This window comes from Nocardia sp. NPDC127606 (genome assembly GCF_042671725.1).
Classification (GTDB): domain Bacteria; phylum Actinomycetota; class Actinomycetes; order Mycobacteriales; family Mycobacteriaceae; genus Nocardia.
In genome coordinates this window covers 152814-172345 of record NZ_JBHXWQ010000008.1, presented here as the reverse complement: position 1 = coordinate 172345, position 19532 = coordinate 152814, and the positions used below count along the sequence as shown (strand labels likewise).

General features: G+C 60.9%; 20 protein-coding genes. 13 read left to right on the top strand and 7 right to left on the bottom strand.

What is annotated here, in order from left to right:
- Positions 1-14: 14 nt before the first annotated feature.
- Positions 15-326, top strand: coding sequence for a hypothetical protein (locus tag ACFVJ5_RS28915; RefSeq protein ID WP_379224864.1), 312 nt, complete (start codon positions 15-17; stop codon positions 324-326).
- Complete coding sequence (locus ACFVJ5_RS28910; protein ID WP_379224862.1) at positions 302-1867, top strand: hypothetical protein; 1566 nt, start codon at positions 302-304, stop codon at positions 1865-1867. Before ACFVJ5_RS28915 ends, ACFVJ5_RS28910 begins: the two co-directional genes overlap by 25 nt.
- Before the next feature lie 585 nt (positions 1868-2452).
- Here ACFVJ5_RS28910 and ACFVJ5_RS28905 read toward each other — a convergent pair.
- The 3 genes from ACFVJ5_RS28905 to ACFVJ5_RS28895 all read right to left on the bottom strand — a co-directional run bounded on the left by ACFVJ5_RS28905 (position 2453) and on the right by ACFVJ5_RS28895 (position 5581).
- On the bottom strand, positions 2453-3163 hold the full coding sequence (locus tag ACFVJ5_RS28905; protein ID WP_379224860.1) for a restriction endonuclease: 711 nt from the start codon (positions 3161-3163) through the stop codon (positions 2453-2455).
- A gap of 181 nt (positions 3164-3344) precedes the next feature.
- Positions 3345-3905: a hypothetical protein gene (locus ACFVJ5_RS28900; protein WP_379224858.1), complete on the bottom strand. Its 561-nt coding sequence runs from the start codon at positions 3903-3905 to the stop codon at positions 3345-3347.
- The gene (locus ACFVJ5_RS28895) at positions 3902-5581 is read right to left on the bottom strand and encodes a DEAD/DEAH box helicase family protein (protein WP_379224856.1); all 1680 of its coding nucleotides are present in this window, start codon (positions 5579-5581) and stop codon (positions 3902-3904) included. Before ACFVJ5_RS28895 ends, ACFVJ5_RS28900 begins: the two co-directional genes overlap by 4 nt.
- A 219-nt stretch (positions 5582-5800) precedes the next feature.
- Here ACFVJ5_RS28895 and ACFVJ5_RS28890 point away from each other — a divergent pair, with 219 nt between their 5' ends.
- Positions 5801-5920, top strand: a complete 120-nt coding sequence (locus ACFVJ5_RS28890) for an HAD hydrolase-like protein (RefSeq protein ID WP_379225111.1) — start codon at positions 5801-5803, stop codon at positions 5918-5920.
- Between the two features lie 481 nt (positions 5921-6401).
- Here the strand turns inward: ACFVJ5_RS28890 and ACFVJ5_RS28885 are convergent, their stop codons facing one another.
- Both ACFVJ5_RS28885 and ACFVJ5_RS28880 read right to left on the bottom strand, forming a co-directional pair.
- The gene (locus tag ACFVJ5_RS28885) at positions 6402-7649 is read right to left on the bottom strand and encodes a hypothetical protein (RefSeq protein WP_379224854.1); all 1248 of its coding nucleotides are present in this window, start codon (positions 7647-7649) and stop codon (positions 6402-6404) included.
- Positions 7646-8140 carry a DUF4365 domain-containing protein gene (locus tag ACFVJ5_RS28880; RefSeq protein ID WP_379224852.1) on the bottom strand — a complete coding sequence of 165 codons (495 nt, stop codon included), beginning with the start codon at positions 8138-8140 and terminating at the stop codon, positions 7646-7648. The genes ACFVJ5_RS28885 and ACFVJ5_RS28880 overlap by 4 nt, the downstream gene beginning before the upstream one ends.
- 835 nt (positions 8141-8975) lie before the next feature.
- Between ACFVJ5_RS28880 and ACFVJ5_RS28875 the strand changes: the two genes are divergently transcribed.
- Genes ACFVJ5_RS28875 through ACFVJ5_RS28845 form a run of 7 tightly spaced genes read left to right on the top strand, consistent with a single transcriptional unit; the run spans position 8976 to position 15011 of the window.
- On the top strand, positions 8976-9353 hold the full coding sequence (locus ACFVJ5_RS28875; protein WP_379224850.1) for a hypothetical protein: 378 nt from the start codon (positions 8976-8978) through the stop codon (positions 9351-9353).
- Positions 9350-11119 carry an alpha/beta hydrolase gene (locus ACFVJ5_RS28870; protein WP_379224848.1) on the top strand — a complete coding sequence of 590 codons (1770 nt, stop codon included), beginning with the start codon at positions 9350-9352 and terminating at the stop codon, positions 11117-11119. The genes ACFVJ5_RS28875 and ACFVJ5_RS28870 overlap by 4 nt, the downstream gene beginning before the upstream one ends.
- Positions 11120-11139: 20 nt before the next feature.
- Positions 11140-11778, top strand: coding sequence for an LppA family lipoprotein (locus tag ACFVJ5_RS28865; protein ID WP_379225109.1), 639 nt, complete (start codon positions 11140-11142; stop codon positions 11776-11778).
- A 24-nt stretch (positions 11779-11802) separates the two neighbouring features.
- Positions 11803-12174: a hypothetical protein gene (locus ACFVJ5_RS28860; protein ID WP_379224846.1), complete on the top strand. Its 372-nt coding sequence runs from the start codon at positions 11803-11805 to the stop codon at positions 12172-12174.
- A 2-nt stretch (positions 12175-12176) separates the two neighbouring features.
- Positions 12177-12809 (top strand): DUF3558 domain-containing protein, encoded by a 633-nt coding sequence (locus ACFVJ5_RS28855; RefSeq protein ID WP_379224844.1) that lies wholly within the window; start codon positions 12177-12179, stop codon positions 12807-12809.
- 1 nt (position 12810) lies between these two features.
- Entirely contained in the window at positions 12811-14307 is a 1497-nt protein-coding gene (locus ACFVJ5_RS28850) for a hypothetical protein (RefSeq protein ID WP_379224842.1), read from the top strand.
- A complete protein-coding gene (locus ACFVJ5_RS28845; RefSeq protein WP_379224840.1) occupies positions 14304-15011 on the top strand; it encodes an ESX secretion-associated protein EspG in 708 nt (235 codons plus the stop codon). The genes ACFVJ5_RS28850 and ACFVJ5_RS28845 overlap by 4 nt, the downstream gene beginning before the upstream one ends.
- Before the next feature lie 81 nt (positions 15012-15092).
- Here the strand turns inward: ACFVJ5_RS28845 and ACFVJ5_RS28840 are convergent, their stop codons facing one another.
- Positions 15093-16184, bottom strand: coding sequence for a DUF1152 domain-containing protein (locus ACFVJ5_RS28840; RefSeq protein ID WP_379224839.1), 1092 nt, complete (start codon positions 16182-16184; stop codon positions 15093-15095).
- Positions 16185-16255: 71 nt separating this feature from the next.
- On the opposite strand from ACFVJ5_RS28840, the gene ACFVJ5_RS28835 reads away from it, so the two are divergent.
- From ACFVJ5_RS28835 to ACFVJ5_RS28825, 3 genes are all read left to right on the top strand, one after another.
- Positions 16256-17005 (top strand): GntR family transcriptional regulator, encoded by a 750-nt coding sequence (locus ACFVJ5_RS28835; protein ID WP_379224838.1) that lies wholly within the window; start codon positions 16256-16258, stop codon positions 17003-17005.
- A gap of 209 nt (positions 17006-17214) precedes the next feature.
- Complete coding sequence (locus tag ACFVJ5_RS28830; RefSeq protein WP_379224837.1) at positions 17215-17676, top strand: hypothetical protein; 462 nt, start codon at positions 17215-17217, stop codon at positions 17674-17676.
- A complete protein-coding gene (locus tag ACFVJ5_RS28825; protein ID WP_379224835.1) occupies positions 17673-18563 on the top strand; it encodes a hypothetical protein in 891 nt (296 codons plus the stop codon). Before ACFVJ5_RS28830 ends, ACFVJ5_RS28825 begins: the two co-directional genes overlap by 4 nt.
- 278 nt (positions 18564-18841) lie before the next feature.
- On the opposite strand, the gene ACFVJ5_RS28820 is transcribed toward ACFVJ5_RS28825, so the two are convergent.
- Positions 18842-19192: an Lsr2 family protein gene (locus ACFVJ5_RS28820; RefSeq protein WP_379224833.1), complete on the bottom strand. Its 351-nt coding sequence runs from the start codon at positions 19190-19192 to the stop codon at positions 18842-18844.
- Positions 19193-19532: the final 340 nt, after the last annotated feature.

Genomic DNA, 19532 nt, shown 5'->3' with positions numbered 1-19532 from the left:
AGAGGTAGTGCGTGGTGGCGAAGAAAGAACAGAGATCCGAGCAAGGCCAGCTGATGCTCCAGATCGCGGCGGGCCGATTCTTCCGGCCCGGCGTGGCGCTCTATGAGAGCACCCACCGGGCAACGTTCTACAGCAACGCCTGCTTTCTCGACTCGACGCCCGTGCAACTGCCCGTCGGGACCATCATCGGCGCGACACCGCTACGCGAGGTCTCCACCATCATGCTGGAGGCGATCGATCGGCTCGAAGCCACGCGTCCCGACGGCAGCGACGAGTTCCTGCGGCCACCAGTGGACGGGAGTTGCTCGACGACATCTCCTATGTGATGACCTTCGTTCTCAACCGGACCTTCAGCCACAACCACGATGAAGTTCACCGCCTGGTGTCCGGCGGCGGCCGAATCGGCCCGCGTGGCAACGCAGCAGGATTGGTGCCGGGGTTGTTCGAACCACGCGTCATGATCCAGCCCGGCGACCTCGATGAGCTGAAGACCTTCATGACCGTCGTGCTGGGTTTGTCACGCGAGGACTTCGTGCGTGTGATGCGTGTGATCCGAGGAACTGTTGATGCGACCAGGCGGGCCGTCGATGATCCGACCGGTGCCTACACCGACCTTGTGGCTGCCCTCGAGTCACTCGCCGATGACCATTTGACGACACCGGTGACCTGGGAGCGCTACGACGGCAGGGCCCGCAAGATCATCGACGCCGCGCTCGCCGATGAGCAGCAGGCACTGATCGCCAAGGTCCGCGCCGCGGTACTCCAAGCCGAACGGGTCGGTCTCAAGCGGCGGTTCGTGTCCTCGACGATGGCGCGGATATCGCCGGCCTACTATCGCAGCGAGGCGATCGGCGTCGTGCGGGCGCCGCAGGCCGCCGACCTCGAGCGGATGTTGGGCCTTGCCTATGACATCCGATCACGACGTGGTCACATCCTCGAGGACCTCGGGGAAGAAGCCTGGGTATCCACCGATGGTGCCGAGACGGTCTTCGAGCCTCGGTTTCGACGCATCCTGACCATCGCCGGGCTGTGGCGGCTGGTTCGCCATGTTGTGCGCGGGTTCGTCGCCCAGGCCCCACAGGTAGCGGCCGAGCAGTGGGATTATCGAAGTGCGCTCCCCGGGATCTTGCGCATGCAGCTCGCGTCCCAGTTCTGGGTATCGCAGTCAGAGGGTTTCGATGCCGACACCGCGCAAATGGGGTTCAACGGGGTGGCTGAGGCGTTCATCTCCTGGCACTCCGGCCAGACTGAGGAAGGCATCGACCTGACAGGGGTTGTTGCCAAGATCCAACAGCGTGTTCCGGTCCTGGCCGATGGCACAGCGAAGACGACAATGGTTGCACTGCATGCACTGTGGCACGCCTGGATTGACTCGGAGCTGGCAACGCCAGATGCGAAGGCGTTCCTCGACGCGTACGGTCACTGTCTGGACGATCCTTCACCGGTGGCTTTTTCGGTTGCGGTGCTCTCCGGTCGCGCTTTCCCGGACTGGACGACCCAGCAGTGGGTGGAGCTGGCACGGGAGCGACGGGCAGACCGGCTCACCGGCAAAGAGGCCCCACTGCCGACGGCGATGGATGTGTTGCTCCAGCTCGAGGCCGCCGACCGGCTCGAAGTGGCGGGCCTGCACGAGCAAGCGATCGAATTCGCGGCCAACGCCGTCGAAGAGTGTCCCGGCCACGCAGATCTACTCGCCTGGGAACAACGACTTGTCGAGGGAGACCACGACCCACGTTTCAACTGCCACAATTTCATCTACGGCACCGACTGCGACACCGGATCTAGCGCGGAAGAACCGACAACCGCACGCGATGACGTTCGCGACGATGCAAGCCCCGCATCGGAGGACACGGCCGCAACGACGTGAGCCGTCGCCGAGCCATCCCCGAGAGTGAGGCCGGGTCTTGGGGCGCGATCGCTGCAGGATGCCCGATGGACCGCAGCGCCTTCGTGTGGTGCACCTCATTATGGCGTGTGCGAACAGCTCGGACACCCCGATACGGCCGACTCGCAGTGCCTTCGGGCGCTGCACTTCATTGAGGCTGCAGGAAACCACGGATCTCCGCGCGATGCGGGCTGTGCGCAAGGCGACCTCTCAGGTTGGGGAACGTGGTGGTGGGTGATCCTCTCCCAGGCCGCTGTCAGCGTGGTTGGGTAGCTGGACGAGATGATTACTTCGGCCGAAACCCGACGCTGTAATCGATCGATCGAATCGGCTCCGCGTGTTCTCTGTCCAGGCGGTTGGGGCTGCTGCAGGATCGGGTGACAGTGTCACCTACCCCTGCAGCAGCCCCGGGTGATTGCCTAGATCGGTATGCCCTCTAACCTGTGCAAACGACGAATTTCAGCCAAATCCTCCACAGCAAGCATCCCTTCGATCCTCCCTGGCTCGGATTGAGCCAGGGTCACCGACCAGGTGGTCCATTTCGAGTTGCCGCGCGGTAATCATATTTCACTTGCTGCCGACAATAGTTCTGGAGCCGAATCGGTCAATTGCCTGAGTGAAATCAGTCTCCAACTTCGCTACTGCATATTCCGAGATATCCAGGAAGGCGGAGGGATTGTCCGCTTTAGCATGGCGCTGAACATCGTTGGTGAAATTAATAACCGTGACTGGCCAATTTCCAGCAAGAGCTTCGTCGATGGCTGTCTTGAGTACCGCAGCGCGGGCACCGAAGCCGAGACTTGGTCGGTCGAATGTAGTCAGGCGACCTCCAGGAATTCGCTCGTACAGATCGCTGTTGTGCACGGCATCGATGATGGCTTGGCAACGTCTAGCGTTCAGAGTGCATTGATACTCGAAAAACTCATGATATGAATCGGCCTGAAGGGTTTCCAGGCTCGTCAGTGTCACGTTGCTCATGTACGCCAAACTCGGAGCGCCTGTCTGAAAACCGCTGTTACTAAGCATGATTCCCCGATCTGCGCCTACATCTTGAACTATCGACGACAGTGTTGCAACGGCAGACTTCGGAACTCGACGACGCCACAACTTGCACTCGATGATCCACAGGAACTCGACGCCGGCGCGAGCGCCGCGCACGGTGACATCGATATCATGCCTACCTCGAACGCCGTCCAAGGTCACATCGGTTTCGGCCACAAGTCCAAGGCTGCGGTAGAACGAAGCTGCGGACTCCTGAAAATCTCTCCACGCGGGCATGTCGCGATTATCTCGTAGCGCGTCATGCTGAGTTGGATCGGGCTGGGCTGGCTAGCATAGCTCCGGCAGAGCGTCGCTGGTCAATGGCACTGCGGCAGGTGTCGGATCGCGGTGATGAATGCTTGCGACCTCCACCACTTGCACCCATGGTGTGCTTGTGAACCGTAGCGACGCTACGTCCTTACTCATGCTGAATTAGGAATGTTTCATAGCTGTCGATAATGAACTCGGACGGATCTTCTCCGCGTTCCTTCATGTCGATCATCTCCAGCATATGAGCAGTTGTCAGAAATAGTATAACCTTACCCTCGTCGGAAAACGCAATGTTGCGGCGTCTCAATGCGGCATCGGAAGGTGATTTATTGCAGCACACGATCGCCAACCTGCCCATCGTCTTCTTCATGTAGTTTCGAGTCTGGTCGACTTCTTCCTTTCCAATTTCTATTCGGTCGTAATTCTTAAATTCTACGAGGATTAGTCTTGCCTTTAGTTCTGTGTAGAGAAGCCCCCACGGGCTCCTGGAATCCGTTATCCGGTTCGGAAATATGGCGTCGCGGCGATCTATTCCCGACAGGGTTTTGGCCTGGATCTGCGGGCGCGAGAGCGGGGGGACCAGTAGATACGTCAACGCCTCTACCCCGACATTTTCGTACTCCTGCCACCCCGGCCGCCCTGCCGGACACGTAGTGAGACGTCGACGGATCCCGGCTACGTCCAGTCGAGTCCCTCCTAGCGTGGTCACTGACCAACCTCGCTTACGGGGAAATATTTTGCAACTAAATCCGGCTCATTCAAGAGTAAGTTCTTAATTCGCAAGCTATCAAATACGCGCAGGTTCGCATGTCGATTATTGGCGTCAACGAGGCTAGTCATCGCCAGACTCGTCAATTGGAAGTTGGTAACAATCAGTATGTGCGCCGCAGTATTTCGGGCGCTATCTGCGGCCATCCAGAGGTCTCGGACCGAGAGCCGGTCACTCTGTCCGTATTTCACCTGAATGACGTACTCGGTTGGATCGGAAAGCCCTAGGTGATCATGATAGATGCCACGAAAGTCGATTCCTGTGTCGAAATATTCCGGCTGTTTCAGTGAAAAGCCTATTCGCGGCAGCAACTCCCCGACTAGGTTAGAAAATTCTGTTTGTAGAAGGCCGGGTAGGTCGATGATATCAACCCAATTCAAACTATTGATTACTCCGTGAAGGCTTTCGGTTGCATCGACCACGGCGTGACCAGAGAGTGTCTGAGGTATAGCGCATGGCTTGATAATTGCAAACAGTAGAGTAGTACCACGGCGCGCAAAGAGCCGGTCCAAATCGATTTGCAACCGCGGATCGTCGACACTATTCGGTGACAAGCAATATATGACAATATCGCCCTTCCTCATCTCGAACTGAACCTCGGCTAGTGGGTCATCTGCGCTGACCGTATCGGCAAAGTAGGTTCGAGCATTGAAGCCTGAATTGAGCAATTCAGTGTGGAGTCGGGAGGCCTCGGGCTGGTCCTCGTCTGCGCAGACAATGAAGGTTCTTCCGCCGTTGGCTGGGGTTTTCCAACCCCAGCGGAACGATGGCAGGGACGGGATCGATCGGTGATCAACGACGACGCCATCTGCCAGTGCTTGATCGAATGTGTATTCGAATTCTAGGTTCTTAGTCGAGGCAACGGGCGATGTAGTGAATCGCACTATGATTGCGTCGGCCATGTTATTCAAGAAGTTGGCAACTCGATCGAATCCGGCGAAATCGTCACCGCTCCACTCATCAACAATGACGAGATCAAACTTGGTAGTGGAATTCGGTGTCCTTGATTCGAGATCGTGGCTCTCGCCCGATTGGTCGCCTGCGATAGATCGCTTCAATTCGAAAAGTGACGAGACGCAGAGCAATTCAGAAATTCTATCCTGAATTGAAACTGTCGAGGAAAGTCCCTCAACTCCGGAGAATATTTGACACCTACTCATGTAGTTGCCACTCGCTCGCTCAGCGAGTTGCCGTGCCACATCAACGGCTTGGAGTGCCATTGCTCTGGTCCGAGCGAGATACAAGACTTGCTTGGCTACTCCGGATTCCCCGAGTCGGTCGATCAGCCGAAATGCTGTTATGGTCTTTCCAGTACCCGGCGGCATATACACCGTCAAGGTGCGAGTTCCCGAGGCTATCGCATGCTCGACTTGGGCAATCAGCTGAGCCTGGTACGGTCTCAGGTCCTGTTGGACTGGCAACGCTTTCAACCGGTCGAGCGCCTCACTATCCTGAGCCAAACCGTGCGTCCCTTCATGCGAGCGGTTCATCCGCAGCGGTTTCATGTGCTGCCCATGCGGGAACTCGTGGTCACTGCTGAGTTTCGCAGATGCTAGGCACAGTACGCCGAACCACTGACAGCCCCAACAAGATGATCGGTTGTGCTCGGAAGTCAACGCCGCAAGCGTAGGTCACCGCTCGCCGTCGCGCCCGTCGCCTACCACAGCTTTGGCAGAACACGGCTACGTTTAGACCGCACTTGCCGGAAACCTGCGGGTCTCAGCCGAATTCAAACTGGCGGTTGCGGGCCTGGACTTACATATCGGTCTGGACATCGGCGCTTTCGGCTCGGATGCGCGAGATCGGTTGGACCTGCCCGCCTTCGTTGCCGATAGATTCCGAGCAAGGTTCGATACTCGCTCGACCCGGCACGAACAGTCATCATCGGCGACGCGCCGAACGACATCGCGACCGCTCGCCACGCGGGATTCGGCGTTGTCGCCGTAGCTCACTGACTGACATCCGAAGAGCTGTAAGGACATTCACTGGATGTGATCGTCGACCGGCTGGAGCCGGACACGGTCTTGCAGGCGATCCGCGCGACCATGGGGTCGATTAGTCGCAACGGGCTTGAGTCCCGCGTCTGTCAGCTGCAGATGGTGGAAGTCACCTCGCAGGGTAGTCACCGCGAACCCTGTATCAGCGGCCAGCCTTGGCTACGGTCACGAGCAAATGCAGTAGAGATATCGACGACAGTCTGCGTCGAGGATACAGAGGATTCGGTGAGTGCGAGGGTGACTGTGGCTCTGCTGCAACTGATTTCACACAGCTGCTTGGGGGTTTGGCGGGCAACAGGTTTGACGATTCTCGCGGTCTGATAGGCGCCGCCCATCCCGGAGGAGGCAGCACAAGCCAGCCCGCATCCTGACGCAGGCGCCTTCCGTGGAGAGGCGGACGAGCATCCGTGCTGGCCAACGTCTCTTCTTGAGGAGTGGTTCAGTCCATTGGGTCTGTACCGGGCAGACTTCGCACCAGAGTGACCTCTCCGGTCAGCCAGAGGGCGCCGGCCCTGTATTCGAGGATGCCGGTCACCGTGATCGGGAATTCGTATCGATGCGCATCGATAGCCAGCAGGTAGTCGGCGCGCTCCAGGGGGACGCGCACGAAATTTCGCTCTCCTCCCACCTCTGTCTCCAGCTCGATACTTCCTGCGGCGCTTCTGTTCCCAGCGGGCGTTGTGCGATCGAGTGCTAGGACGTGCCCGACCAAGACCACGGGGCCTCGCGGCAGCCCTCTTCCGGGAGCAACATCACTATGACCCGGCGCTGTGACTTCATGCGCGTCGGGCGAGAAGTCCGCGGAGACGTCACGCGCGCCAGGTGAGGAGTCCGCAGGCAACTGCTCAGATTGACGCATGTCAGCCCGCATGTGCTCGACGGTCTGCTTCAGGTCGCCATCGAATGTCACGTGGGAGACCGCTTCCGGCGGGCGGGCCACTGTAACCGCCCAATCGAAGGAGAACGCCAGCGCGCGCACCTGGCGCGGCTCGATCAGGTCATGAATAGAACCCAGGAAGGCGGAGCTGAGCCCCCGTTCGATCGCGGTGTAGCGAGCGGTTTCGTCCCAGTCTTCGGCCAAGCGACTCGTCAGGGCTACGCTTCCGGCCAATCTGGACATCACCCGGCGACCGAGAACATTCGATCCGGAATCCGAGCTCCCGGCTTGAGCGACGGGCGAGACGATGCTGAACACGAAACTGCCTGGTTTGGTGTGGCCGAAGCGAAAGTGTTGCTCGACGAGCCTTCTTTCCGACGCCGAAGGACGGCCTCGCCCGCTGCCGCCGCTCGCCACTCTGATCATCTTGACCAGTGCCTTCAACGTCGATTCTGCTTGCCCTAAAGGGATCTCGCCGTGTGCGGTCTCTTGATCCAAACGCACGAACAACACGTCGGAACGCAGTGCGGCGAACTGTTCTGCTAACAGAGAAGGGTGTAGGCCGTATACCGACGCGACTGCACGAATCGAGTCCCGGAAGCGCCGGGTAAAATCGATGTAGTCGGTGGCCAACGGCACCATGACTCGACCTTTTGGCCCCGAGTCCCCTGGTAAAAACCACACTTCGCTGATGCCTGGATGCTGGGTTTCGAGTTCCCAGTTGTGTGTGACCAGATACTGCGACACCTCCGCCGGGGTGAGCATCGCGGCGAGGTTGTCGAATGCATTTCCCTGAGAATCGTTCCTCATGGATTTCGATCACCAATCGTCCTCATGATCTTAAGCAGACCCTCGACATCGAACAGATTCGTGCGCGGTAGATGTACTGTCTTGCGCGCCTTCCCCTCCGCGATGGTTCCCAGTTCCGTGGCGAACTGCCAGTACATCCGACTCTCGGAGATCAACCTCTCCTCCGACAAGTTGAGCAATTGATCTGGATCCGCTGGAATCAGCAGCACACCCAGCATGGCGGGCGTGTATCGCTTGGGGTTCACCAGTTTCAGGAAAGGGCCTCGCTTGAGAGTCCAGGACATATGGTGCGCGCCCAGCCTGTTGTGCTGAGTGGTGCATTTGAGCTGCATCTCGACCTGTGGGCAGTACATCGTCTGGTACTCCACCGATGAAGCGATCGTTATGTCGACTCCGTCGTAGTCCGTCTCATGAGGTTTGATCGAGCAGCCGGCCGCAGCCGCGACCATCCGCACGAACGCCACGCTGAACTGTTCCTGCTGTGCGTTCATCGGTAAGCCATCACGCCGCCCCATTACTGCACGTCCAGATCCCACCACCAGCACCACCCCTTCGAACTCGAGACGATACCCGAGCACCTCCGACCCGAACAGTAAACTGCAGGGCGGAGTCCTCAGACCCGTTGCCGCTCAACACAACAACACGTGATCGAGGTTCAGTGCTCTAACCAGCTCTTCCGGTTGTAGTACCGGTCCATCTCTTCTTCTTCCTCCTGCGTCGGCTGACGACTTTGGGTCCGAGGCTGTTCGGCGGCACGTGGAGGGGATGGTGGAGCGCTATCGAATCGGGCAGTTGGTGCGGAAGCCCTTGGGGCGACGGGGCGGGCGTAAGGCGATGGTGCCGGTGGCACGACTGGTCGAGATGGTGCCGGGGTGGGCCGTGGCGGGGCTGGGGGAGCGGCCGGTGCGGGGGTGTGAGTCGGTGTGGACGGTACTGACCGGACTTCGGGGACGGGTTGGTTGAGCGCGTCGGCCTTGCGTTCGGTGAGCGCGGCGAGGCGCGGGTCAGCCTCCAGTGCGGCGATGGCGGCCGAGATCGCCTTCTGGGACGCTTCGATGGCCGCTGTGTGAACTCGGATGATCTCGGTAACGAGTGCATCGGGCGCTAGGGCCTTGGCGGCGGCAGACAGTTGGACGTCGCGGATAGTTCCGTCCTGGCCCACCTCAAGTCGGACGAGGTGGCTGTCGGGGCTTGACGTCGATGGCGTGGCCAGCGAATTGTGCAGGTGGTTGACGTTTCCTGCCAGCGGATCGATGTCGCTCACGATGTGTCTCCCCTCGACGTCGCGTTGACCCAGAGTATAAGGTGGCGGCGGAATGATCACGGTTGAGTGACGGCACCTGGGGGGCGCTTTCCAGGGGTTTTGCCGAGGAGGTGGGGACTGCTGTGGGCGCTTACGATGATCTTGACCTAGACCCGGCTGCCGCGCGGGTGCTGGCTGATGGGTTGGGGACCGCGGGCCAGGACAGTCAGGTGATCGGCAAAGGCGGTGCACTGCCGGACGGGGTGCTGGATGCGTTTCCTGGCGGCGAGATCGCTGAGGCGTGCAAGAACGCGGCGCGTGCCGCCGATAAGTCCATGCAGTCCGCAGGCACCGCGTTGGCCGAGTTGGGTGGTTTGACGGTTGCCGCGATAGTCGCCTTCCAACAACGCGATCAAGCTAACGCCGACGGCATAACCAAGGTGGGCGGCGGGATCAAATGACCAAGGCTTTGACCGTTGCGCAGGTGTTGAGCTGGCGACCTGAGTCGCTGACCGCGCTTGCGAACGAGTGGAACCGGCAAGCCACCGAGCTCCGCACAGAGATGGACGAACAGTGGCGAGCGGTCGACAGTTCGCGCGAGTCCTGGAAGGGCGCCGCTGGCGAGGCGATGCGCACCCGATTCGAGACCGTGCGCACCCAGTCGATGGTCGTGCTGACCGCGCTGGACAAGGGTAAGACGACTGCCACGTTCAGCGCTTCGAACTATCAGGTCGCCAAGACGCTGGTAGCGAATGCGAAGACCAATGCCGAGGCGGCGCCCAAAAATTTCGAGGTTAAGCCTGACGGCACCTGCGAGATCACCGAGATCACCAAGCGTGCGGTCTACTCCGCTGTTGGTGGTGACGCAGACCGGTACAGCACTGCTATCGCAGCGCTCACGACGGATGCGGATGCGTGTACTGGGGTGTTGAAGCGGGCATTGGCGAACGCCGCGGATGTGGACACAGTGGCGACTAACGCCATCAAGGCGGCGTTCACCGGTCTGCCCGACGACGCCAAGTTCGAGAACAGCAGCACGCCGAAGGCTACTGTCTCCGTTCCGCAACCGCCGAAAGGTGGTACGGCCGAAGAGAATCGGAAATACTGGGACTCGCTGACGCCCGAGCAACAAACGGAGGCGGTCAAGACCATACCCTCGGCGATCGGCAGCCTGGACGGACTGCCAGCCGCCGCGCGCGATACCGCCAACCGGAACTACCTTGCTACCGAAACCGTTCGCCTCGAGCGGGAGTATCAAAGCCTGGTCGCACAGGCCGCCGCGAAACCCGAATCGTTCACAACCGGACAGAAACTCGAGGAAGCGAGAAACAGGCTGGCCGACGTCAAGGCTGTCACGAAGACGCTCGACGGCGGCACGGAACAGCAACCACGCAAGCTCCTGATGCTCGACACCACGAGCGGAGATCAGGTTCGCGCGGCGGTTGCCGTCGGCGATCCGGACACAGCTGACCACATCTCGGTGACTACTCCAGGTCTGACTTCCAATGTGCGTGAATCCCTGGGGTCGATGGTTAGCGAAGCGGGCGCACTTCAGGACCAAGCGCAGTCGCAACTCATCGGAGCGGGTGAACCCGGTTCCAAGGTCTCGACGATCGCTTGGGTGGGATACGACCCGCCGCAGCAGGACTCAACTTATCCGGAAGTTGCGCTCCAGAATCGAGCGCAAGAGGCGGCGGTGCCGTTGTCGAACTTCTATGATGGCCTGAACGAAGCCAACCAGAACACTGACCCACACATCACCGCGCTTGGCCATTCATACGGATCATTGGCCACGAGCCTTGCCTTGCAAGAAAAGGCTGGTGTTGTCGATGACGTAGTGTTCTACGGCTCACCTGGCCTCGGAGGTGACTGGCAGCTGGCCAACGGTCCCAGCCTCGCCAACGTGACTGGGTTGAACGATGCGGTGGAGTCCGCGCAGGATCTTGGGGTGAAGCCGGGTCACGTGTATGAGATGACGGAAAGAGGCGAGAAGGTGGGGAACCTCAACACCTTTGGGCGAAGCCCTAATCAGATGCCATGGGTAACTCATCTCAGCACCGAAGAGATCAATATCAATGGCACTACATACACCGGCGCCGAAGGCCACTCGGAATACGGCAGAGTTGACGGCGACACGAAGCAATTGCATCGTAGCGGCTACAACTTGGCCGCTGTGGTAGCGGGGCTGCCTCAGAATGCGATCAGTCCGAATGGAGGCGGACGGTGAGCCCGGAACGAAACAGCCGAATGGGTCGACAGACTCCGTCGGGGGTAGTGGTTGTTCTAGGATCCTGTGCACTCTTCGTCGCGCTGATATCCGGTGTGTGGATCTGGGCAACATGGGGCGAAGACACCTATCGTGCAGATCAAACCAGCCAACACGATGCGGCTGCCGCGGCCACCGTTCTGCAGCAACGCGCGACAGTCGAGGAGAGGTCTGCGCAAGTAATCGCGATTTCGAAGACAATCCAGGATGTGGCCTCCACCGTGGCGCCGTCGACGGTGTGGACAACACGCACGGTTTATCACGCATCCTCGCAGTGCGAGGCTCCGTTTGATCGGACCTACGGGGTTCTAGGCGGGTTGACGTATTCGACCAGCCAGCCACCTATGCCCGAGAAGGCATGGCCCGAGTTCTACGATCGAGTCCGTTCCGCATTGGAACCGCTTCACCTCGAATCGAATTTTGCAGATCGGACATCCCAATCGGACCGCAACCCGAACGTTCCGGCAATAACTCTGATTGACCCGGATGACGGCACAAAGATTTCGGTATTCAATTCGGAGTCTACGGCGGAAAAGGCTGCAGTGACTACTATTTCGGCGAGCCTCGGGTGTCATCTGCCTGCCATGCAGGTCGCTTCGCCAGTTCGACCGACCTCATGACCAGCCCAGCGATTGGACATTGAGATGGGCGCTGACCCGGCTTACGCCAACCAACTCTTCGCCGCCGCAGAATCGGGAACATTCGTCCTGACCGAAGAAGCTGCGCGCGAATGTGCTGCTCACTTCGCCTGGTACGCAAGCCGGCTCACTGACTTTCAAACCCAAATAATGGATCAGGCGCGACAATCGGGATTCGGGGGATTCGAATCGGCGAAGGAGTTGCAGTCAGGCTTCGAAAACAAGGCGCTACAGGGGTACGAAGCGCTTGTCCGAGCGGAGCAAGTCGCACACCAGATGTCTGCGGCGGTATATCGCGCTGCGGGTCTGCTGGAGGATGTGGATGCCGCAAACGCGGCTGCGCTGCGCGTGTCCACACGACAGGTTGGTGAACAGTGAGAATGTCCGATATCCGGCGATTCGCTCCGGTCTCGATTGCCCTGATCGCAGCAACGTTGAGTGGATGTACTGGTGAAAATGAGCCCGATGTCGATAAGTCGGCATCGGCATCTGCGCCGATAACCACGATCACGGCCCCGCCGCGACCAACTCTGACAGCGGCAAACTTGCAGCCACCATCGCAAGACAATAGCTACACTCGTTCAAGCAACCGGCCAAAGGTTGTGGTCGATCCGTGTACCTGGGTCGACGATGCGGCAATTCAAAAAACAGGATTCGATTCGCAATCGCGACGGCGCGGAAAAGACATGATTGCGGAATACTCCTTCCTTGCTTGCAACTTCAAGAAGGGAACTGACGCCACACTGGTGTTGGAGTCCAGCAATGTCTCCCTGGATGAGGTCCGCACCAAGTACGTCGGTGGCACCGAGGACTTGATCGTCAACGGTCGCCCTGCGGTCAAGTCCACGAAGGGCGACCCAGACGGCTGCTCGATTGATATCCAGACGGCGGTCGGATACTTCGGTATAACCGTGCGTGTAAACACGTCCGGGCGCACACAGGGTATAGGACCGTGTGACGGAATCCTTGATGTCGCTGCCGAACTGGAGCCATCCATAGGCAAGGAGAACTGACGTGACGGGCGAGGGGCTGACCACTGACGGCATTATCGCGGGCCTGACAGGCCAGACCCCGGAGGTTCTCGCGGCGAACCAGGGCGCAGCGACCACAAGGCAACGGGCCGGGGAACTCGCACAATCAGCAGCGAACGCCGCGCATGATCCCGAGTACATCCACAACATGGAGGACTTCAAGAACCGTCCGCATCAAGAGATCTACGACCACGCCCAGCAGATGCAGCCCGGCGTGATACACGCTTCGGCAGAGACGTGGAAGCTGATCGGGTCCGGGATGCAGTTCGCAACGATAGCCCTGAGCAGCAAGGTCCGAAAGTCCGCGGCGAGTGGGTGGGAGGGTGCGTCGGCTGATGCGATGTTGACGGCCCTCGACCGCTACGTCGCGGAGATGACGGGGATGCAGGAGATCGCGAACGGTGTCGGGTGGCGGCTAGAGTCGGCCGCTCTCGCGGCGCAGGCGGTGAAAGCATCGGTGCCCGCGCCGCCGTCCGGTACCAGCTCGTCCTCGCCGACTATTCCCGGTTTGGAAAATCCCGCGGTCCTCGTCGGATCGGAGCAGGCCGCCAGTGACAGTCACCAAGAAGCTGTTTGGGCGATGACCAATCACTATGTTCCGAACTACCAACCAGCAGGGCAGGGCGTCCCGACCTTCGGCGCGCCGACCGAACCCGGCGACAGCGCGAATGTGCCAGCAACCCTGGGAAATTCGGGACCTTCTTCGGGTTCACCGCAAAGCGCCGGAGACCAGTCGCCTGTGGGTGCGCCTGAACGAGCGGATCGGGCTGATGAACCGAGCGGTGAGAACGCGGGGGGCAATGCCGACGAAGGCTCTTCAAGCGGCGACGCAAACGGTGACGCAAACGGCGGCGGTACCGGTGGGACGGAGGAATCCGCGTCGAGCACCGACGACGGCAGCACGACCGCGGCAGGTGCTGACACCGGCGCCGTGGCTGGCACGCCCAGTGCGGGTTCGCCGAACAGTGCTGGGGGAGTGCCAGGTTCGGGCAATCCTGGCTCGTGGGGCGTCTCTGGAGCTCCAGGCAGCCAGTCGGGGTCCGGAGTACCAGGTGGTCCATCGGGAGCCGGCGTGCCGATTGCAGGCCGCGCCGTTGCGGGCAGCCCAGCGGTGCCCGGTTCAGTTGGTGTCGGCGGCGGGTCTGCCGGTGGTGCGGGCGCGCGGGCAACTCCGGGCATGGGCGGTGTGCCGGGGGGTGCAGGCGCCGGTCGACGGCAGGGCGATCAGGACGGTGAGCACAAGGGTGTCCCGGAGTGGATGATCAACCAGCGCAACACCGACGAGTTGTTGGGTCCGCGGGAGCCAGCAACGCCAGCGGTATTCGGCATCGATGCGGGTCCGACCCGGGAAGGCGAATGGGAAACCGTGCGTCGCGACGAGGGAGCGGAGTCGTCTGGTCCAGCAGCATTCGCTACCGATCGACCCGCGCAAGACGACTGGAGTGCCACACCAAGAGAACGGGGCGAGCAGCCTCGATGAAGTGGCGTTTCACGGCAGACGAGTTCATCTATGTGGCAAAGGAATTCGGGGCTGACAGGTACCCGGCGCCGCTGCGCTTGTTGAGCTCGACCCAGTATCAGTCAGAGTGGGAGGCGCTGGAGGCATCGTTTCGGACGCGGATACCAGTGCGTGGTGATGCGGACCTTTTCCCAGTGCTGCGCACGATCTTCGAACCGGACACCAAAGTTGAGGTGATCGGTCTCCGTCGTTCCCCGATCCGCGCTTACGGTGCGATCGTGTCCGACATCGGGGTTGCGGTCGTGCAGCATCCCGGCGCGACTGCCGAGCGGGGAGGGGATGTGTCGATTCACGTCGGTTCGGTCAACATCGTTGCTCGGATGGTGGCCTCGTTGGCGGGTAGTTGTGGGGCCGGCACTGCTGGTCGAATGGTGGAAAGCCTGGTGCGCCTGCATGGTCGGGATCCGAATGATTCGTGGACCTCGGGCCGGAGTCGGGAGTCGATCCGTATGCGCGAGTTGTTGGCCGCGGCCCGAACCAGCAGTGGGCATGTCAAGATCAGCTACGGTTGTCAGGCTTCGCGGCCATCACCGCCGAGGTTCGTGAGCTGGTTCGATGTCCGTGACGACGGCAGGTATCTCTACTCCCGCCGCGACGATGACATCTACGTCGATCCGTGTGGTGATCAGCAGTTCGCCGACGGCCTTCGTCAGCTGGTCGGATGATTGGCGTGCGTAGTTCGATGCCATAGCTGTTCTGGCATTTGACCGTGCGAGGGGTCGCCGGGGCGACATCGACAAAATTGCTCAATCGCCATCGAGGCGGACCTCGTAGATCGGCGGGTGAAATCTGTCAGGCCGCTCACGCGAAAGTAGTTCGCGCAGCGACTCGGACGCGGGTAAGTCGGTCGCCTCAGCGAGCTCGATTACCCTGCGGACGGTTAGAGCATCGATGCCGCGATGTGCCGCATCTATTGCATATCGGTCGATTTCGGCAAGTACTTCTGGGCGGGGTGTCCGCGCCGCGAAGCGGTTCGTCAGACGGTTGCGTTCGATGTCTATGTCGCTGTAGCCGCGGTGGTTTCGTAGCAACTCCTCGACTTCCACCAGTGTGGTAGAGGACATGACGAGTGCTGCCAGCGAGTTTTCCGCGAGAGTTTCGGCGCTGACCTGATAGACGTGTGTGACAGCGTCTACGAGTTGAACGACGCTGTTCCGTTGGGTTTCTACTGTGCCGCGGCAGCCGTGGGCGGCCGCGGTGAGCAGTCCGTTCGCTTCTGACGGGTGCCAGGACCAGATGGGTTCGAACCCAATGACGTCCGGGGGCGTCAGGACCGCGACGTCTTGGGCGCCGAGGCGGGTGAGTCGGGTGCTGGCCTCGCTGATGGAAAGCTCACTGTCAAGTCCGACTCCTGTGACCAGAACCTGGGAAGGGAGGCCGGACATCACCGCTGCGGCTAGGGCAACCGAGTCTGCCAACGGACTCCGTAGGCCCCGCTCGTGGCCGACCGCCACGATATCGCCGCCGACATCGACGACGATCAGGTCCGTGGCGTCGAACGCGTCGGCAGCGTTCCTGATTTGGAGGGCGAGTCCTGTCGTGCCTGCGCTGATGTCCATGAGGAGAATCGGCAGGTCGATATGTTGGGTGATTCGGGGGAGCGTGGACTGCCCACCCGTGAGTAGACCTGCGGTGTGAGTGACTTCGTAGACTCCGCCGTGATCGACCAGTCCGTCGAAGTCTGCGGAGCTTCGAGGGCCCGGTGTCGGATCGATGATCAGCCGGTCCCAGGAGTAGCTCATGATTGCCGCGATGTGCAGGTGCGGCATCTTCTGGGCGAGCACGGCCGCGGTGACCGCGTCGCCGCCTCCGCCTGCGGCGATCGCGATTGCCGTCATTGTTGCGTGGTCGACCTATCTGTAAGCCGTACACTGGCTAGTGGCATATGGTACTCAACGAAGGATGCGGGTTGCCGGAAATCGAAGAGGTCTTGCCTAAGTACCTGCAGATCGCTGGGTATCTGCGCGATCAGATCGTACGTGGCGACCTCCCGCCGGGGACCGAGGTTCCTTCCGAGCGCGAGTTGGCTGCGACGTGGCGGGTGGCTCGCCCGACGGCGACGAAAGCGTTGCAGGCATTGCGGCAGCAGGGTTTTGTTGAGGCTCGTCGGGGTGCTGGTACATTCGTTCGAGATGTGAATCCTGCGGCTCCGCGGGCGCGCGAGCGGTATGAGCGGGCTGCGGCGATGGGGACGATGTACTCCGATGCCGAGAGCGTCGCGTTCCCGTTCGTCGGCGTAGTTGAGTCATCTGCCTACGTTGCCACCCAATTGGGCGTCGGCGAGGGTGAGCTCGTTGTGAAGCGTCAACGCGTGATCAGCAACGAAGCTACCGGCCCAACTGAGCTTTCGACGAGTTGGTTCCCAGCTGCCACGGCTGAGGTTGCGCCGAAACTGCTGGTGGCCGAGCGGCTTCGCGGGGGCACCGTCCCCCATCTTGTGGAGGTGCTCGGCCTGCGCGGCGCCTTTGCTCGTGACCAGGTGTCTGCACGATTGGCTGACGACGAAGAGCGGCTGGCGCTTGGTCTGCCGAATCCGTCTGCTGTGCTGGTCTATTGGCTCGTCGTCTTCGACTCCGACGGCACTCCGGTGGAGTTCGACGAGGCCGTCTATCCGCAAGACCGTTGGGCGTTCCGTCAGGACTACTCGATCACCGTCTAACTCTCGGCCGGTCTACCGGAAATGTTCCACGTTTGCTCAACTGGACTATGCCACTAGGTAATTTAGTGGCATAGTCCAGTTGGGCAGTCTTTCCGTACGCCGGTGGGAGAGAAGAGGAGTCAGGTAGCAACGCGCATGCCTGACGCGAACCGGCTGTCGGACGGGTGGCTCGACGAAACGTCCAGTAGACGACACCAGGGGTGATGGGCATGCAGCTCGCATCACGTCGAGGGCCGCAACTGCGGGTCCTGACAATCGAAACAACAGTGGACCGCTGCTTGCGCTACCGGCAGGATCTAGGGCTCCCGGCGGTGATCGCGCCCGGAACCGAACGGATCATCGTGCACTGCCTCGACGGTCGAATCGGGGCGGTCATCGCCCCGGCGCCGATGTGCAGGTCCGCAACCGCACAGCTGGGCGACGGTCTGGTCATCGCCCATCCTCGGTCGTCGAGAATGACTTTCCTGACCAAGCCCGGCTGTCACTGCGACATCGAACCTCTCGGTCGAACGCTGCTGCTCAACAACATTGCCGTCGATACGACCTGGGCGGTCTTGCCCTCGCCGAGCGACGAGCAGTCCGGCTACCGGCGATGGGAATCGCCACCCCGCAGCGGGGCCCTGCCCTCGATGTTGACAGTGCTCGGGGCGATCCTCGGAGCCAAACGATGAACGCACCCGTATTTGCCTATTACCGACGCCCATTGGTGCGGAACAGGATTCGGGTTGTCGAATCCTGGATCGCCGAGATCGCGTCGCGGTATGGGTGCGATGACCTCGCCGGTCGGACGTTCGTCGAGTTCGAGTCACCGATTCGCCTGCTGTGGTCGCTGGGCGAGTTGCTGGACCAGCGGATCGACGCGAATGTTGCTGAACAGGTGCGTGACCTGGCGCGAGAGCACGGCTACGAGTACGACCGAATGCTTACCTACCCGACCCCCGCGCCCGCGCTGTGGCAACTGATCGGAGCGCTTGAAGCAGCCGGTGGTGGAATCGTGTTGGTCCCGTCACTGCATCACCTCGCCGACCTTGAGATACCGGAAACTGTGATCCTGCAACATTTTTCGGCGAACCTGAATGCGCGGGTGGTCTGGATTGATCCTGCGGTTGGGACTGCGCGGCAGACCCGCGTAGGGAGTCGGCCTGGTCCTGGTGGTTCACCGACTGGAGTGCTCGGGGAATTCCGGGTCAGCCCGTTCTGTGCTGCCGTGAAAATGGCGCGCTTCTACTGCGAGGAGTGCTTGACCCGATCTGGGCTCGCGGTTCTGGCAGACACGATCGACGAGCTGATGCTGGCGATCGTCGGCCCGGCCGAGCGACGGTGGAGTGGCAATGTCGACATGCTTGGTGAGCAGTTGGTGGTGCGGTTGATACGACCAGCGGAGTCGCGCGTGTTGGTTGTCGAAGTGGCCGAGACTCGTGAGTACGGAGACGCGCCCTTGGACTCCGCGCTACGGCGAATCTGTGCCGCAGGAGTCGGAGTGCGCCGCGAAATCCCTTCGGGTGGCGGGACGTTGACGCGGTACGAGGTGCCGATTCCGGGCTCGGTGAGGCGCTGATGTGGGAGCTGGCCCTGCCTGTTGCGCCCTGCATGGCTGTACTCGTTTGGTGCATCAAGGGTCCGCGTTGGATGGCCGTATTCACCCGCCCGCATGGACTGGACACAAGCCGAGTGCGGGCGGGTACCGACGATAGCGAGATCGGTCGCAGGTGAAGACTGCCCGTCAGCGCGGGATGGCGAACACGAAACCCTCACGGGGACCGACGCTTCCATTGCAAATCAGACGGACGCCGACTCGATTGCGATGGCCGGGTATCCGGCCATCGCTCGTCTGGCTTACGCAGATGCTGCGTCGTAGGCCGCGATGACTTCGGCGGAGATCCTGCCGCGGCTGGACACGGTGTGGCCGTTTTCGCCTGCCCACGCCCGGATGGCGGTGAGATCGTCGCGACGAACCGACGTGCCCGTGGTCGGCGTCGCGGACGATCGACGGCTAGAGGTCTTGGCGCGACCGACCCGGCGGGCGTAGGGCAGCCACTGGTCGAAGGAATCGCGCAGCTTGGCCGCGTTGGTATCGGACAGGTCGATTTCGTAAGCAGCGCCGTCGATTTCAAAGTTGACGGTTTCTTCGGCGACCGAGGTGCCGTCGAAATCGTCGATAAGGGTGACAACAACCTTGCGCGCCATGATCATGGGTCCTATTCGTTTGTGTTCGGGAATGCCTGTTAGCAATCGTAATTGCTCTTCGGCCCCGATGCGAAATGGTCGACTTCTGATCGTTCCCGTTGCGGGGTGGCTCAAACTCACGCGGCTCGCCTTTTCTGTGTGGTTTCCGAAGCGAGCCGACCGGCGTAGATCGGCTGGCGCAGATGTCGGGGGAGGTCGCCGTTCCGACAGGCGATTGACCACCACCTTTCTCGGATCGAAACTATCGATGCTCGTCTGGAATACCCTCGCCGTGAGCAGCGAGTAGGCGGGCTGCCGTGACCCTCGCGGATCATGCCGTCGATATCGACAGGACCGGACA

Bases quoted from the DNA above. Each gene is read 5' to 3' on its own strand.
- ACFVJ5_RS28905 (WP_379224860.1), bottom strand. From the start codon at position 3,163: ATGCCCGCGTGGAGAGATTTTCAGGAGTCCGCAGCTTCGTTCTACCGC.
- ACFVJ5_RS28885 (WP_379224854.1), bottom strand. From the start codon at position 7,649: ATGAGGAACGATTCTCAGGGAAATGCATTCGACAACCTCGCCGCGATG.
- ACFVJ5_RS28880 (WP_379224852.1), bottom strand. From the start codon at position 8,140: ATGAACGCACAGCAGGAACAGTTCAGCGTGGCGTTCGTGCGGATGGTC.
- ACFVJ5_RS28870 (WP_379224848.1), top strand. From the start codon at position 9,350: ATGACCAAGGCTTTGACCGTTGCGCAGGTGTTGAGCTGGCGACCTGAG.
- ACFVJ5_RS28865 (WP_379225109.1), top strand. From the start codon at position 11,140: ATGGGTCGACAGACTCCGTCGGGGGTAGTGGTTGTTCTAGGATCCTGT.
- ACFVJ5_RS28860 (WP_379224846.1), top strand. From the start codon at position 11,803: ATGGGCGCTGACCCGGCTTACGCCAACCAACTCTTCGCCGCCGCAGAA.
- ACFVJ5_RS28855 (WP_379224844.1), top strand. From the start codon at position 12,177: ATGTCCGATATCCGGCGATTCGCTCCGGTCTCGATTGCCCTGATCGCA.
- ACFVJ5_RS28845 (WP_379224840.1), top strand. From the start codon at position 14,304: ATGAAGTGGCGTTTCACGGCAGACGAGTTCATCTATGTGGCAAAGGAA.
- ACFVJ5_RS28840 (WP_379224839.1), bottom strand. From the start codon at position 16,184: ATGACGGCAATCGCGATCGCCGCAGGCGGAGGCGGCGACGCGGTCACC.
- ACFVJ5_RS28830 (WP_379224837.1), top strand. From the start codon at position 17,215: ATGCAGCTCGCATCACGTCGAGGGCCGCAACTGCGGGTCCTGACAATC.
- ACFVJ5_RS28825 (WP_379224835.1), top strand. From the start codon at position 17,673: ATGAACGCACCCGTATTTGCCTATTACCGACGCCCATTGGTGCGGAAC.
- ACFVJ5_RS28820 (WP_379224833.1), bottom strand. From the start codon at position 19,192: ATGGCGCGCAAGGTTGTTGTCACCCTTATCGACGATTTCGACGGCACC.